The organism is Methylobacterium sp. 1030 (genome assembly GCF_040544715.1).
GTDB lineage: Bacteria > Pseudomonadota > Alphaproteobacteria > Rhizobiales > Beijerinckiaceae > Methylobacterium.
This window is the reverse complement of the sequence record NZ_JBEPKM010000001.1, coordinates 361,280-375,585: the sequence shown is the minus strand read 5'-3', so window position 1 is coordinate 375,585 and position 14,306 is coordinate 361,280. Positions and strand designations below refer to the sequence as shown.

The following is a 14,306-nucleotide window of genomic DNA, read 5'->3' as shown; positions in this document are numbered from 1 at the left end:
ATCCCTCGGCTTGGCACGTCAGCGGAGCGGTTCGGGCCGAAGCGGGTCGGGCCCCGGCGTCGCGGAAGCCCCCGCCGCGTCGGCGGCGGGGGCCGCGTTTCACAGGCCGAGCAGGTGCAGGCCGCTCGTGGCCGTGTGGGGAGTCGGGTCCGTGTGCTGGACTTCGGTGTGGCCGCCGAGATCGATCGTGGCGACGCCGAGATCGACGCTCACGCCCTGGGAGGCGCCCGCCTCGGCCGGCGCGGCGGAGGTCCCCGACACCGCGTCCACGAGGTGGCCGACGAGGGAGTCGGCACCGCCGCCCGTCTGCGGCAGGTGGATGCTGTCGCCGCTGAGCAGGTTCGCCGTGGCAAGACTCGGCTGATCGGCGCTCACCGCGACCGCGCTCACGTCGACGGTGTGGGCCGGATCGGCGGCGGGCGTGAGCACGGCGACGTCCGCCACCGGCGTCGAGGTCGTCGGGCCCGCCGACACGTCGATCAACGGGTGGGTCTCGGCTCCCGGCTCGCCCGACGTGCCGCCGGTGAGCGTGCCGAGCAGGTTTCCGACGGCGCTCCCTGCCCCACCGGTCTCGCCCCCGCCCAGGACCGTGGTCACGGTCCCGACGACGCCGTCGACCGGGGAGCCCGCCTGGTGGCCGTCCCCGCCGGCCGCGGGAAGGATCCCCGCCACCGAGCCCACGACGCCGCCGGCCGCCTCCGTCACGGACCCGAGATCGCTCGCGACCTGCGTCACCGCGGGGCCTCCGTCGCCGTTCAGGACCGCGCCCGGCAGATTGACGACATCGGTCACGAGGTTGCTCGACCCGCCGAGCTCCCCCAGGCCGACCGTGGTTCCGAGGTTGATCACGGCGTGGAGCGGGTCGTTCAGGACCGGCACATCGTGGCCGACCTGTTCCAGGGCCGCATGGACGCCGTCGATCAGCGTATTGGCGACGTCTCCGACCGGCTGCAGCGGCGCGTTCGTCCCGAGCAGCGCGCCGGCCGCGCCGGAACCCGGGCCTCCGTTCAGGCCGCCCAGGAGACCGTCGAGGGCTCCGGCACCCTGGTCCCCCGTCAAGCCGCCGAGGGCGGAGGTGACCGGTGCCAGGAGACCGCCGCCCGGCAGGCCGGATCCGAGACCGCCGCCGGCCGAGTCGAGGAGGCCGGTCGCGGAGCCGACGACGCCGCCCAGCGCGCCCGCCACGTGCCCGAGGTCGTCGACGACCTGCGCCACGCCTCCGGGCGCGTTCCCGGTCAGGATCGCGCCGGGCAGGTTGATGGTGTCGGTGAGCAGGTTGTGGCTGTCGCCGAGTTCCCTCAGTCCGACCGTGTTGCCCAGCGCGATCACCGCGTGGAGCGGGTCGTTGAGGAGCGGCACGTCGTGTCCGACCTGCTCCAGCGCCCCGTGGACGGTGTCGATCAGCGTGTTGGCGACAGCGCCCACCGGCTGCAGCGGCGCGTTCGGCCCGAGCAGGGTGCCGGTTCCGTCCGGAGCGCCGCCGGTCACGGTGCCGAGCAGGCCATCCACCGCGGCGGTGACGCCGCCGAGCAGTCCGCCGGCCGCACCGGCCACCGCGCCGACATCGCCGAGGATCGGGGACAATGCGCCGAGCCCCTGGCCGCCCAGCAGGGCACCGGGCAGGGCCGCGGCGTCGGTCAGCAGGTTTCCGCCCTCGCCCAGATGGCCGAGTCCGAGGGTCTCGCCGAGATTGGTCAGGCCGTGGACAGCGCCGTTCAGCAGCGGGACCTCGTGCCCGAGATTCTCGAGGGTCATGTGGACGTCGAGGACGGCGGTGTTCGCGAGGTTCGCGACCGGGGCGAGAAGGCCGCCCGACGCGAGCAGCCCGCCGGCCGTCGCGGCCCCGGTGACGGAGGTGATCAGCGTGTCGGTCGCTCCGAGGATGGAACCGAGATCCGCGAGGACCGGCGTGGCCGAGCCGAGGCCGCCGCCAGTGAGGAGCGATCCCGGCACGGCGAGCGTGTCGGTCAGGAGATTGCCCGCCTCGCCGATGCGACCGAGGCCGACCGTCTCGCCGAGGCCCGTGAGGGCGTGGATCGGCGCGTTGAGCACCGGGACCTGATGGCCGACATCCTCCAGCGTCGTGTGCAGGTCGAGGACGGCTTGGTTGAGAATCCCCACCGCCGGCGCGAGCGTGCCGCCGGAGCCGACAAGGCCGTTGCCGGCCACGGGCAATGCTGTGACGGTATTCAGCAAGGTTCCGGCAGCCTCGGCGACCTGCCCGGCATCGTTCAACACCGGGACGACGCTGCCGGCATCGGTCGGGTTGGCGACGGCGCCGGTCAGGTCCGTGATCAGGTTGCCGGCCTCGCCGATATGACCGAGCCCGACCGTCTCGCCGAGATTGGTCAGACCGTGGAGCGGGCCGTTCAGCGCCGCGACCTGATGACCCGCGTTCTCGAGCTGCGCATGGGTGTCGAGGACGATCTGGTTCGCGGTATCGGCCAGCGCGCCGGGAAGCAGTGATCCGCCCTCGTCCGCCGCACCGACGTCGACGGCACTCTCGATGAGCGAGGTAATCGGACCGAGACTCGTCAATTGGCCGGTCGACAGTGCGGTGGAAGACAGTAGCGCGCTGGACCCGACCAGCCACTCAAGCGAGCGTGACGACGGGTTGAGCGCGGCGAGAGGGGACGACGACATGGGCACCTCCGGTTTTGATGCGTAACCGGCAGTACAATTATGGGTTGCGGACCCGAGCGTCGGTAAAGAATACCGAGCCTGCGGCCTGCCGTTGCTGCGTGCGGCCGGTCACGACACCGCCGAGGGAGGAGGTCCAACCGCGTCGCGCTTCGGTCGCGGACAGCAATATGCGTCGCAGAAATGACGTGCTCGACTATCATTTGTATTAGTATTTTGTATATAAAATCAGCCAGAATGGCAATGCTCGTTGTAATCCTAAAATCTCGGAGGATTACGGGATATACTTTCAAATATTCGCTGTCGATCGGCTCCTCCGTATCGATCTGCTCGGATCGACGGCGGCATCCCGCGCGTCGTGCCATCGACCAGACCGTGCCCGGCAATCATCGTCGGAACCCAGGCGCCCTGTTTTCCGATGCAGCTTATGATTGTATCGTGCGGCGCGGCCACTTCAGTGCGTGGCACGAATGGGCAGGTGATCCGTGGCCATTGATCCGAGGAATCTCGCCCAGACGGCGACACTCACCTACAGCCAGGACTTCAACACGCTGCCGCTCTGGGACGGCACTTCGGGTCTCGACACGTCCGGCGGCCCGCAGTGGAGCATCCACGTCACGTCGACCGGGACGCGGCCCTTCAATCAGGAGCAGCAATGGTATGTCCGCGCCGATCAACCCGACGGCAGCGCGCTCCCGAACCCGTTCCGCGTCCACGACGGCATCCTCACCATCACAGCCGCGCCGTCGGATCCGTCTCTGATCCAGGACCTGGGGGATCAGCCCTACACGTCGGGAATGGTCAATACCTTCCACAGTTTCAGCCAGACCTACGGCTATTTCGAGATGCGGGCCGAACTGCCCGCCGGTCAGGGCTTCTGGCCGGCGTTCTGGCTGCTCCCGGCGGACGGTTCCTGGCCGCCCGAGATCGACGTGATGGAGATGCTCGGGCACGATCCCGGCACGCTCTACACCACGGTGCACAGCCTGGCGCCCGGCCAGACACCCGGCAACCACACGATGAGCCAGGGGATCTCCGCAGTCGCCGACATGAGCGGCGGCTACCACACCTACGGCGTTGACTGGCAACCGGACACGCTGACCTTCTACTTCGACGGACAGGAGATCTATCGTACGCCGACGCCGGCCGGTCTGGACAAGCCCATGTACATGATCGCGAATCTCGCCGTCGGCGGCTCTTGGCCGGGCGACGCCGACGCGTCGACGCCATTTCCCGCGCAGATGAATATTGACTACATGCGGGCTTATCAGGCCAGTCCGGGCGCCGCGGCGCTTGAGCCGGTTTTTCACTTCTACGACGCCGCCTCAGGACGGCATTTCTACACGGCAAGCGCTGCAGAACGCGCGCAGCTTGAGAGCACCCCGTCGGGCTACGCCTATCAGGGCGTCGGCTGGGCCGCGCCAGTGTCATCGTCTGCCACGGCTGACGTCTTTCGATTCACCAACCCGACGACCGGCGACCACTTCTACACGACCAGCACCGCGGAGCGCGACGGGCTTCTCTCGGACGGTTCCGGCTACAACTATGACGGTGTTGCGTTCGACGCCTACGCGAGTTCGACCGCCGCGGGATCGCATGCGTTGACCGTCGAGCGGTTCGTCAACACCGAGAGCGGACGGCACTACTACGCTTCCAGCGCCGATGAGATCAGCTACATCGAGCAAGGTCACGCCGGAAGCGGCTGGATTGATGAGGGTCATGCCTTCACGTTGCATGCTCCGACTGCGAACATGTTCGGCATGTAATAGTCCTTCCGGAAGACCGGCTCCGGGGCAGCCAGTCCCACTTCTCGTCGCGACCGGGCCGCTTCAGCCGACATCCACGGCAGGCTCACCGCCCGTCGGCACGGGCGGTTCGGTCCCTCGACTGCTCCACCAGGGTCGCGTTCTCGGCGCCTGTCCGCCCACCCTGAGGCTCGCAGGCCGCGGTGCGGCGACAGGGCCGCGATCAGAAGCTGTACCCGACGCGCAACCGCATCTGATGGCGGTCGAAGCTCGACAGGTCGAGCGGGCCGGGCTCGCCCGTCGCCTGCCCGGCGACCTGGAAGCTCCAGGTGAACGAGGCCCAGGCCTGGGGTGACAGGGTCATGTAGGCGGTCGGTCCGAGATACACGGCCTCGCCCGCGAACCGGTCGAGCGCCAAGCCGTCGTAGGTCCGGGCATAGCGTGCCTCGCCGCCGAGGAAGAGGCCGGGCCGGACGCAGTAGGCCAGCGCCCCCGCCACCTCGATCCCCGATCCGCGCACGGGCGCGTCCATCACGGTCAGCCGCGTCGTCGAGAGCGCGAAGCCGACATTGACGGCGGCGATCAGCTTGCCGGGGATGATCTCGCGATCCGCCAGCAGGCCGATCTCGGTGGCGAAGCTGCGCGCCGGCACGCCCGTCCCGCTGTCGACGGTTCCGTAGCCCGGCACGATGTTGAGGGTCAGGCCGAGGGGGGCCGTCCGGCGATCCATCAGGCGCACCCGGGTCTCGAGGAAGCCGCCGTTGAAGCCGCCCGTGGTCCGGGCCGGGGTGCCCGGCGCGCCGATGTCGTAGGCGTTGAAGGTGACGCCCGGGGCCAGGCGGAAATCGTTGGTCAGCGGCACCTTCAGGGCCAGGGAACTGTCCACGGTCAGGAAGCGGGCGACGCGCCGGCCGAGTCGCCCGCTCGTCTCCCATTCCAGCTCCGCCTCCCCGGGAACGCCGAGGTCGCTCCCCTCGGTGAAGCCGAACAGATGCTCGCTGTCGAGGTCGCCCGGCGTCAGGTTCTCGGCGGCTGTGGGCAGGGACTGGGCCAGTGCCGGCCCGAGCGCTGCGGCCATCCAGAGCCCCGCGGCCAACCCGAGCGCCGCGGCGAGGCCGCACAGGACCGATCCTAGAGCCGAGAGGCGACGCGGAGCGCCGGTGTGCGTCATAGCCCTGACCCATCATTATAGCTAATGCTATATCTAATAGGGTGGGCGATGTAAGGCCGTCAACGGTCGAGCATGCCGGACGCGTGGTCTCCGGAGGTCCGGTCGCGGATCCGGCGCCGCGCGTCGGAGGGAACGGCGTCGCGCGGTGACGGCGGCGCGGGGCGGAACCGCGCCGCGTCCGCGCTCCGGCTCACGCCGGTCCGGTCTCGGGGGTTGTCCCGGCCGGGGGCGGGGACGCGACAGGCCCGGGCTGCCCCCGGCGCGCGCGGCGCTCCTCGATCCGCTGCAGGATCACGTAGAAGGACGGCACGAACAGCACCGCCAGGCAGGTCGAGGCGAGCATGCCGCTGAACACCGTGATGCCGATCGACTTGCGCGCCGCGGCCCCGGCCCCGGAGGCGGTGACGAGCGGCAGCACGCCGAGGATGAAGGCGAACGAGGTCATCAGGATCGGGCGGAAGCGCAGCCGCGCCGCCTCCACGGCGGCGGCCGCGATGTCGAGTCCGGCCTGCCGCTTCTCGCGGGCGACCTCGACGATCAGGATGGCGTTCTTGCTCGCCAGCGCGATCAGCAGGATCAGGCCGATCTGCGTGTAGAGGTTGTTGGCGACGCCGAGCAGCAGCAGCGCCCCGACCGTGCCCAGCAGCGCCAGCGGCACGCCGAGCAGGACCGCCAGCGGCAGGATCCAGCTCTCGTACTGGCCGGCCAGGACCAGGTAGACGAGGAGGATGGCCAGCGCGAACACGAGGTAGATCTGCGCGCCGACCGCCTTCTCCTGGTACGACATCGCCGTCCAGTCGTAGCCCGTGCCCGGCGGCAGCACCTTGGCGGCGATCTGCTGCATCAGGTCCAGCGCCTGCCCGGAGCTGAAGCCCGGCGCCGCCCCGCCCACGATCGTCGCCGTCGGGTAGAGGTTGTACAGGCTGATCAGGGACGGGCCCTGCACGGACTTGATCTCCACGACGGTGCCGAGCGGCACCATCACGCCGTTGCCGGCGCGCACCTTCAGGTTCTCGACGTCCTCGGGGCGGAGCCGGTAATCGGGCGCGGCCTGCACGTAGACCTGGAAGGTCCGGCCGAACTTGTTGAACTGCGTGACGTAGGACGACCCGACGTAGCTCGAGAGGGTCGAGAAGACCTGCCCGACCGTCACGCCGAGGGCCTCGGCCTTGACCCGGTCCACCGCGATCGCGATCTGCGGCACGCCGGCCCGGAACGAGGTGTTGAGCTTCCGCAGCCCGGATTGCGAGTTCCCGTCGGCGACGACCGTCCGGGCGAGGCTCTCCAGCAGGGGGTAGTCGAAGTCGCCGTTGCGCAGCTCGATCTGCATGGTGAAGCCGCTGGCGTTGCCGATGCCCTGGATCGGCGGCGGGATCAGCACGAAGGTCTCGGCGTCCTCGACGCCCGCCAGCATCGTGTTGAAGCGCTCGTAGAGGCTGCGCAGATCCTGGCCCCTCTCCTTGGCCCGGACATCCCAGTTCTTGAGAACCACGTAGGCGACGCCGGCATTGGGCAGGCTGGCGCTCGAATCGAGGACCGAGATCCCGCTGATCGAGAGCACGTTGTCGACGCCCGGCGTCGCCTTCGCCTGGACGCTGATCCGCTGCATCACCGCGTCGGTGCGCTCCTTCGAGGCCCCGTCCGGCAGCTGTGCGCCGATCAGGACGTAGCCCTGGTCCTCGGTGGGCAGGAAGGCGGTCGGCAGGCGGGTCAGCCCCCATCCGGCGAGCCCGATCAGCAGGAGCGCCACGGCGACCATGAGGCGGCTGCGCCGGACCATGGTGGCGATCAGCCGGGCGTACCAGCCCTCGAGGACCCCGTAGACGCGGTTGAAGCCGCGGTAGAACACGTTCCGCTTCTCCGGCGGCACCGGCTTGCGCAGCCACAGGGCGCACTGGGTCGGCTTCAGGGTGGCGGCATTGATCGCGCTGATCAGCGCAGTGGCGGCGATCACCAGGGCGAACTGCTTGTAGAGCTGCCCGGTCAGGCCGGGCAGGAACGCGGCCGGCACGAACACCGACATGAGCACCAGGGTGATGCCGATGATCGGGCCGAACAGCTCCTCCATCGCCTTCTCGGCCGCCGCCCGGGGCGAGAGGCCCTCGTCGATGTGGTGGGAGACCCCCTCGACGATCACGATGGCGTCGTCCACCACGATGCCGATGGCCAGCACGATCGCGAACAGCGTCGAGAGGTTCACGCTGAAGCCCATCGCCGCCATGGCGGCGAAGGCGCCGATGATCGTCACCGGCACCGTCGTCGCCGGCACCAGCATGGCGCGCCAGTCCTGGACGAAGACCAGGATGACGATCAGGACCAGGACGGCCGCCTCGAACAGCGTCATGTAGACCTCGTGGATCGAGGCCTGCACGAACTCCGTCGTGTCGAACGGGATGGCGTAGACGAGGCCCGACGGGAAGGTCTTCGCGAGCTCGGCCATCCGAGTGCGGACCGCGTTCGCCACCGTCAACGCGTTCGCCTCGGGCAGCTGGTAGATGCCGATGCCGGCGGCGGGCTGCCCGTTCAGCGTGAACGACTGGCTGTAGGTCTGCGCGCCGAGCTCGACGCGGCCGACGTCGCGCAAGCGGGTGATGCGGCCGCCGTCCTGCGCGTCCGCCTTGACGACGATGTTCTCGAAGTCCGGGGCGCTGTTGAGCCGCCCGTTGACGTTGAGCGTGTACTGGAAGTCCTGGCCGGCCGGGACCGGCGGCATCCCCACGGCGCCCGCGGTGACCTCCTGGCTCTGCTGCTGCACGATGTTGATGATGGCGTCGGGGGTGAGGCCCCGGGCCTGCACAAGGTCGGGATCCAGCCAGATCCGCATCGCGTACTGGCCGGCGCCGAAGACCGTGACGTTGCCGACGCCGGGCAGCCGGGCCAGCTCGTTCTGCACGTTGATGACGCCGTAATTCGACAGGAACAGGCTGTCGAACTTCCCGTCGCTGGCCGACAGTGTGACGAATTGCAGGACCGCGGTGGATTTCTTCTGGGTCGTGACGCCCTGGACCTGGACCGCCTGCGGCAGCGACGACATCGCGATCGCGACCCGGTTCTGCACCAGCACCTGGGCCTGATCGCCGTCCGTCCCGATCGCGAAGGTGACCGTGAGGGTGTAGGTGCCGTCGCTCGCGCTGGTCGACTGCATGTAGAGCATGCCCTCGACGCCGTTGACCTGCTGCTCGATCGGGAGCGCCACCGTGTCGACCACCGTGCGGGCGCTCGCACCCGGGTAGCGGGTGGTGACCTGGACCGTCGGCGGCACGACGTTGGGATACTGCGACACCGGCAGGTTGAAGAGCGACACCGCGCCGATCAGCACCATGACCAGGGCCAGCACGTTGGCCAGGACCGGCCGCTCGATGAAGAAGCGCGAGATCATGCCGTTGGCCCTCGGTGCCGGCGTCTCAGGGGCGGCCCGCCGCCAGGGCGGGACGCGGGGTGGCGGAGATCACTGTCCGATCGTCGGGCGTGTCGGCCTCGTCGGCAGCGCCGGGACTTCCGGACGACGGCTCACCGCGGGAGTGGCGCCGGGTCGGGCAAGGCTTCGGCCACCGCCACCTTCTGGGGCGCGACCTTCGCCCCTGGGATTGCCCGCTGGATGCCGTCCGTGACGACCCAGTCGCCGGGTGCGAGCCCGGTCTCGATCACCCGGTAGCGCCCGTCCCGGGGCCCGAGCGTCACCACCCGCTGCGAGACCGTGTCGTCGGCGCCGACCGTGAGCACGTAGCTGCCCTGCTGGTTCGTCCCGATGGCGTCGTCGCGCACCAGCAGGGCCTTGTCCTGGCGCCCGACCGGGACCCGGACCCGAACGAACAGGCCCGGGAGGAGCGCGTGGTCGCCGTTCTCGATGAGCGCCCGCGCCATCAGCGTGCCGGTGGACGGGTCGACCTGCGGCGCGAGGTAGTCGAGCTTGCCCGCATGCGGATAGCCGGTCTCGGTCTGCAGGCCGATCTCCACCGGGATCCTGGATAGGTCGCCCAGCGTCCGGTGCGTGGCGAGCAGGTGCTCCTTGACCAGCAGCACCTGCTGCTCGCTGATGTTGAAGTAGACGTAGAGCGGATCGATGCGCACGAGCTGCGCCAGCTTGGTCGGTCCGCTGATGCCGACGAGCGCCCCGACATCCGCGAGGTGGTTGGTGACCACGCCGTCGAACGGTGCGGAGACCTGCGTGTAGCCGAGATTGATGGCGGCGATGTCGAGGTTGGCCTGCGCCTCCATGACGGCGGCGCTGGCTTGGTCCTGCTTGGTCTTCGCGTCCTCGACGCGCGCCTGCGAGGCGAATTCCTGCCGGCCCAGCGTGGACTGGCGCTGATACTCGGACTGGGCATTCGCTAGGGCGGCCTGCTGCGCCGCCAGGGCGCCCTGCGCCTGCTTGAGCTGCGCCTCGTAGGTGTTGCGTTGGATCGAGAAGAGCGGCGTGCCCTTCTTCACGACGGCGCCGTCCTTGTAGGTGATCGCCTCTAGGAAGCCCTGGACCCGTGCCTCGAGCTCGACGGCCGCGAACGCCTTGGTGTTGCCGGTGAGTTCGAAGTAGCGCGTGACCGTGCGCACGAGCGGTTGCGCGACCGAGACCGTCGGCGGCGGTGGGGGAACGTACTGGTTCGCATCGCGGCAACCGGCGGCGAGGCCCGCGATGGCCGCCAAGGCGAGGAGACGGAGGGATCCGGGAAGCTGCAGCACGATCGGCACGGTCGACCCTCAACCTGAGAGCGTTACGGGACGGTCTTCGGTCTCGGTCCTGACGCGCACTACTGATCGTCCTCGGCCTTGGCTTCCCGGGCGAGGGTCAGGCACTCCAGCAGATCGACGTAGCTGGGCAGGCCGTCGAGCTGGGCCTCCGCCGCGCAGCGCGTCCGATCGACCGCCGGGAAGCTGGACCACTTCTTCGCCACCTCGGCACGGGCCGACCCCTCGTCCTGGAGGCAGAGCTTCTGCCGAACGGGATCGAGGGTCATCGCCGTCGTCGCCGCTCGGCAGCTGCCGTGAACGTCGAAGACCGGCATCTTGTCCGAGACCGGCGTCGTCAACGCCAGCTCCAACAGCAAGGCGGGGACAGCAAACATCATGATCGGCACACCCGCGCGTCGCGTCGACCGGACGGTCCGGTCGATCCTTGTTCTGGCGGCCCCACACGGTTGCCGTGCCCTGCAGCAATACAGGTTCGATACTCAAGACCGGCCCGATTCGGTCGCCTATCCTGTATCGATAGCATATGTCGCGGTTAAGTTGTTGCAGCAAAAATCGTTATCAACCACGGCGCACTACCTAAAGCGGTGGCGTCCGGCAGAGCGGCCGTATGATTTCTGTGATGTCTGCCAAGTGAGTAAGATAGAATGAAAAATTGGAACGTTTGCTAAAATAATGAGAGCTTTCCCGCGTAATAGGTCGATTGGGCGAGTACGCAGGGCAACTGTACGATCGCTCGGGCCGCGGGCACCGGCGCCAGCCTGGCGCTGTCCGTCGCGCCCGGCGCGGCCAGTGGCTCCGGCTCCGGGACAGGCCGAGGCGTCGACGGTGTCCGTCATGCCGGCCGGCGAGGCCGTTTCGATCGGTGCGCCGGGTCCCGGCCATGGCGCGGCCGGGACCCGGTCCGCCTACTTGTCGAGGGCGTTCTCGACGGCGTCCTTGGCCTTGCCGCGCTCCTGCTGGGCCTGGCCCCGGAGCTTCTGGTCGCGTCCCTCGGCCTTCAGCGCCTCGTCGTCCGTCAGGTTGCCGACGCCGCGCTTGGCGCCGCCGACCGCCTCGTTGGCGAGGCCCTTGAGCCGGTCGACCGCGCCCGCCGTCGTCGGCGTGTCGTCGGCCAGCGCCGGGCCTGCGAGGGCGAGGCCGAGGAGGGCGCCACGAAGCGCCGTCTTGCGGGTGCTGCTCATCCGGTTCTCCCGAGAGGTTCGAGGGAGCGCGGTCTGACCGACCGTCCGCGCCGGCGCAATGACACACACGTACCGGATCGCCGGACCGGCAACCGGTACGGCACCGGTCCGCCGGTTCGGGCGTGTCCCGTGGCGCGGACGGCCCTGCGCGGCCGAGATCCCGGCGCGGGGCCGGTCAGGCGGCGGACCGGAACGCCGCGCGCCCGTTGCGGAGGATCGAGATCAGCGCACCGACGAGGCCGGCCAGGATCACCCCGTCGATCGCCAGGAGGGTGATCGCCCGGTTCCACAGCCGGTCGAGGCCGAGATCGGTGGTGACGGACTCGGGATGCGCCGGGTCGGCCATCACGCCGATCGTGTAGTCGCCCGTGTGCAGGCCGGTGAACACGTAGTTCACCCGGCGGGTCACGCTGCCCTGGGGCGTCCGCAGCGAGAGCGTCGCGTCGCAGATGTGGAACACGAGCTTGGTGCTGCACTTGCCGTCGCTCACGCGGGCGTTCGGGACGGGCCGGGCGGCCTCGCGGACCTGCCAGTCCGAGATCAGCACGGGCGCCGTGTAGACGGCGCTGGCTGCCAGGAGGCCGCCGAACAGCACGAAGCCGAACAGCACGCCCAGGATGACGGTCCAGCTCGCGCGGTCGGGCGGCAGGCGCAGGGTCTCGGCGGTCTCGGGCTTGGCGGGCGATCCCATGCGATCCTCAAGCAGGCAGGGCTTCGGGAGAGGGGGTGTGGGCGGCGACGGTCGCGCTCGCGGCGCGCTCGGCCAGGGCGCGGCGGGCGTGGTGCGCGGCCTGGTAGCGGGCGATCAGGTCGGCGAAATCCTGCGGCTTCATCCGGCGCGGCAGTCCGACCGTGAGCGTCACGATGCGGCGCTTCGGGTCGAGCTTCACGGGGTGTCGCCCCGGGGCCCGCTCCGGCCAGTCCGCGCCCGGCGGCAGCAGCAGGCGGGTGACGATGCCGCCGCGGCTCAGCGACATGTCGAGATCGGCGACGGCCTCCCAGGGGATCACCCTGTCGAGACCGGGCGCCGTCAGCCCCGCGGGGCTCAGGATCAGGGCGATCGGCTCGCCCCGCGACAGGACGAAGGCGCCCGCCGCGCCGAAGGCGGCCGCGAGGGTCAGCGCCACGGCCGACACGATCCGGGCCTCGTAGGGCGACAGCCCCGGGACGCGGAGCAGCACGAGCGCGAGCGCGGCGGCGGCGAAGAGGCCGGCGCTGGCGGACAGCGCGAGGCCGCGAGCGCGGTGGCTGGCGCGCAGCACCCGTTCCTCGGTTCCGACGTCCGCGGCGGTCGCCTCCAGATGCGCGCGGGCGGCGGCCTCCCGCGCGCGGACCGCGCCGAGGAAGTCCCGCGTCGCGGCCCGGCACAGGCCGTCGGGGTCGGCGAAGTAGGCGGCGAGCTGGTCGCGGGCCCGGGCCGGCGGCGCGGTTCCGGCCGCGGCGAGCAAGTCGGCGTCCACCGCCAGTCCGAGGGCCGCGACGCGGTCGCGGGTCGGCGGGTGGGTGTCGGTCGGGTGGGCCTGCTCGTCCTCGAGGCGCGCCGCGGGATCCTCGAGGCCGCGCGCGATCGCGCCGTCGAACGCCGCCGCCACGAGGTCGGCGGCGGCCGTCTCCGGCGCGTCGGCCGCCGCGTCCAGGGTCTCGACGACGCGCGGGCGCGCGGCGCCGTAGCGCAGGAGCGCCCGGGCCGAGGCGTCGGGGGAGGTCACGGCGGCGCCGGCCGCGTCGGCCGCGAACTCGCGCACCCGGCTCCAGTGGCGCACGGCGAGGTGGAACTGCTCCATCACGAACAGGCCGAGGCGGATCGACGGCCCGAGCACGCCGAGCGCGCCGCGTTCGCGCTCGGCCATCGCGTCGAGGGAGCGCCCGACGCCCGCGTAGATCGGCAGGAAGCGCTGGCTGTAGGCGGTGTCCCCGCCGGCGTAGTGGGCGAGTTCGTGCCCGAGGATCGCCGCCGTCTCGTCGACGCGCAGCAGGGCGAGATAGGGCAGGGGCACGTAGAGGATCCGGCCGTCGAGCCGCGCGCCGCCGGGCTCGAGCACGGCCGGGCCGGCGCTGACGAAGAAGCCCTCGGTGAGGCCGACGACCAGGGCCTCGGGCTTGAGCGCGCCCATCCGGTCGGCGAGCGCCTCGACGAGGCGCCAGAGACCCGGCGCCTCGGCCGGCGCGATCCGCCGCCCGAGGATCGGCAGCGGGTCGGGCGCGAAGGCGACGAGGGCCCGGCGCAGGCCGATCAGGGCGCCGCACGCGGCGAGGATCGTGGCGCCGACCGCGCCGGCCGCGATCGCCAGGAGCTTCACGCCGCCGCCGCTGAGGCCGCCGTCGACGAGCAGCCCGGCCTCGAACAGGACCACCGCGACGAGGCCGGCGGTCGCCGCCACGATCTGGGCGGCGAGGGCGGGCGGAAGCAGCCGCCGCACCAGCGAGAAGCCGCGGACCAGGGCGTCGCGCGACCCGCGTCCCAGGTGCCCGAGCAGGCCACCGACGAGCAGAACGAGCACGGAGAGCGCCGCCGCGATTCCGCCGCCCGCGACCGCGACCGCCGGCAGCCTGCGCCGCCAGTCCATCACGGCGGCGAGGGTCCCCGCGTGGTCGCGGATCTCGCGGGCCTTCACCGCGGCGTAGGGGCCGCCGTAGAGGCGGCCGTCGTGCCGGAACTGCAGGCTGAAATCGGGGCGCCCGTCCCGCGGAGACCGCGCCTCCAGATCCGCCACGACCGCGCCGAGGCGGTCGCGCTCGGCCGCGAAGGCCCGCCAGTCGTCGAGGCCGCGCTGGCCCTGCCAGAGCCCGATCAGCAGGATCGCGAGCGGCAGCAGCACGGTCGCTGCCAGGAGCCCGGCGAGGGCGCGCGGACGCGAGCGGTCGCGCGGGGGCGCTGCT

9 protein-coding genes are annotated in these 14,306 nt (G+C 70.8%); 1 reads left to right on the top strand and 8 read right to left on the bottom strand.

Features of this window, described 5'->3' with window-relative positions; genetic code table 11:
• Positions 1 to 99: 99 nt before the first annotated feature.
• Positions 100 to 2,643 carry a hypothetical protein gene (locus ABIC30_RS01810; RefSeq protein ID WP_234081790.1) on the bottom strand — a complete coding sequence of 848 codons (2,544 nt, stop codon included), beginning with the start codon at positions 2,641 to 2,643 and terminating at the stop codon, positions 100 to 102.
• A 482-nt stretch (positions 2,644 to 3,125) separates the two neighbouring features.
• Here ABIC30_RS01810 and ABIC30_RS01805 point away from each other — a divergent pair, with 482 nt between their 5' ends.
• On the top strand, positions 3,126 to 4,406 hold the full coding sequence (locus tag ABIC30_RS01805; RefSeq protein WP_020091085.1) for a family 16 glycosylhydrolase: 1,281 nt from the start codon (positions 3,126 to 3,128) through the stop codon (positions 4,404 to 4,406).
• Between the two features lie 202 nt (positions 4,407 to 4,608).
• Here the strand turns inward: ABIC30_RS01805 and ABIC30_RS01800 are convergent, their stop codons facing one another.
• The 7 genes from ABIC30_RS01800 to ABIC30_RS01770 form a co-directional block, all read right to left on the bottom strand.
• A complete protein-coding gene (locus ABIC30_RS01800) occupies positions 4,609 to 5,556 on the bottom strand; it encodes a DUF6662 family protein (RefSeq protein WP_234081791.1) in 948 nt (315 codons plus the stop codon).
• A gap of 190 nt (positions 5,557 to 5,746) precedes the next feature.
• Positions 5,747 to 8,935 carry an efflux RND transporter permease subunit gene (locus tag ABIC30_RS01795; protein ID WP_020091083.1) on the bottom strand — a complete coding sequence of 1,063 codons (3,189 nt, stop codon included), beginning with the start codon at positions 8,933 to 8,935 and terminating at the stop codon, positions 5,747 to 5,749.
• Between the two features lie 131 nt (positions 8,936 to 9,066).
• Entirely contained in the window at positions 9,067 to 10,239 is a 1,173-nt protein-coding gene (locus ABIC30_RS01790; RefSeq protein ID WP_042672342.1) for an efflux RND transporter periplasmic adaptor subunit, read from the bottom strand.
• A 65-nt stretch (positions 10,240 to 10,304) separates the two neighbouring features.
• Positions 10,305 to 10,622 (bottom strand): hypothetical protein, encoded by a 318-nt coding sequence (locus tag ABIC30_RS01785; RefSeq protein ID WP_246757419.1) that lies wholly within the window; start codon positions 10,620 to 10,622, stop codon positions 10,305 to 10,307.
• A gap of 528 nt (positions 10,623 to 11,150) precedes the next feature.
• Positions 11,151 to 11,426: a CsbD family protein gene (locus ABIC30_RS01780; RefSeq protein ID WP_020091080.1), complete on the bottom strand. Its 276-nt coding sequence runs from the start codon at positions 11,424 to 11,426 to the stop codon at positions 11,151 to 11,153.
• 175 nt (positions 11,427 to 11,601) lie between these two features.
• Positions 11,602 to 12,117 (bottom strand): hypothetical protein, encoded by a 516-nt coding sequence (locus ABIC30_RS01775; protein ID WP_020091079.1) that lies wholly within the window; start codon positions 12,115 to 12,117, stop codon positions 11,602 to 11,604.
• A gap of 7 nt (positions 12,118 to 12,124) precedes the next feature.
• Complete coding sequence (locus tag ABIC30_RS01770; RefSeq protein WP_354453743.1) at positions 12,125 to 14,245, bottom strand: M48 family metalloprotease; 2,121 nt, start codon at positions 14,243 to 14,245, stop codon at positions 12,125 to 12,127.
• Positions 14,246 to 14,306 lie beyond the last annotated feature (61 nt).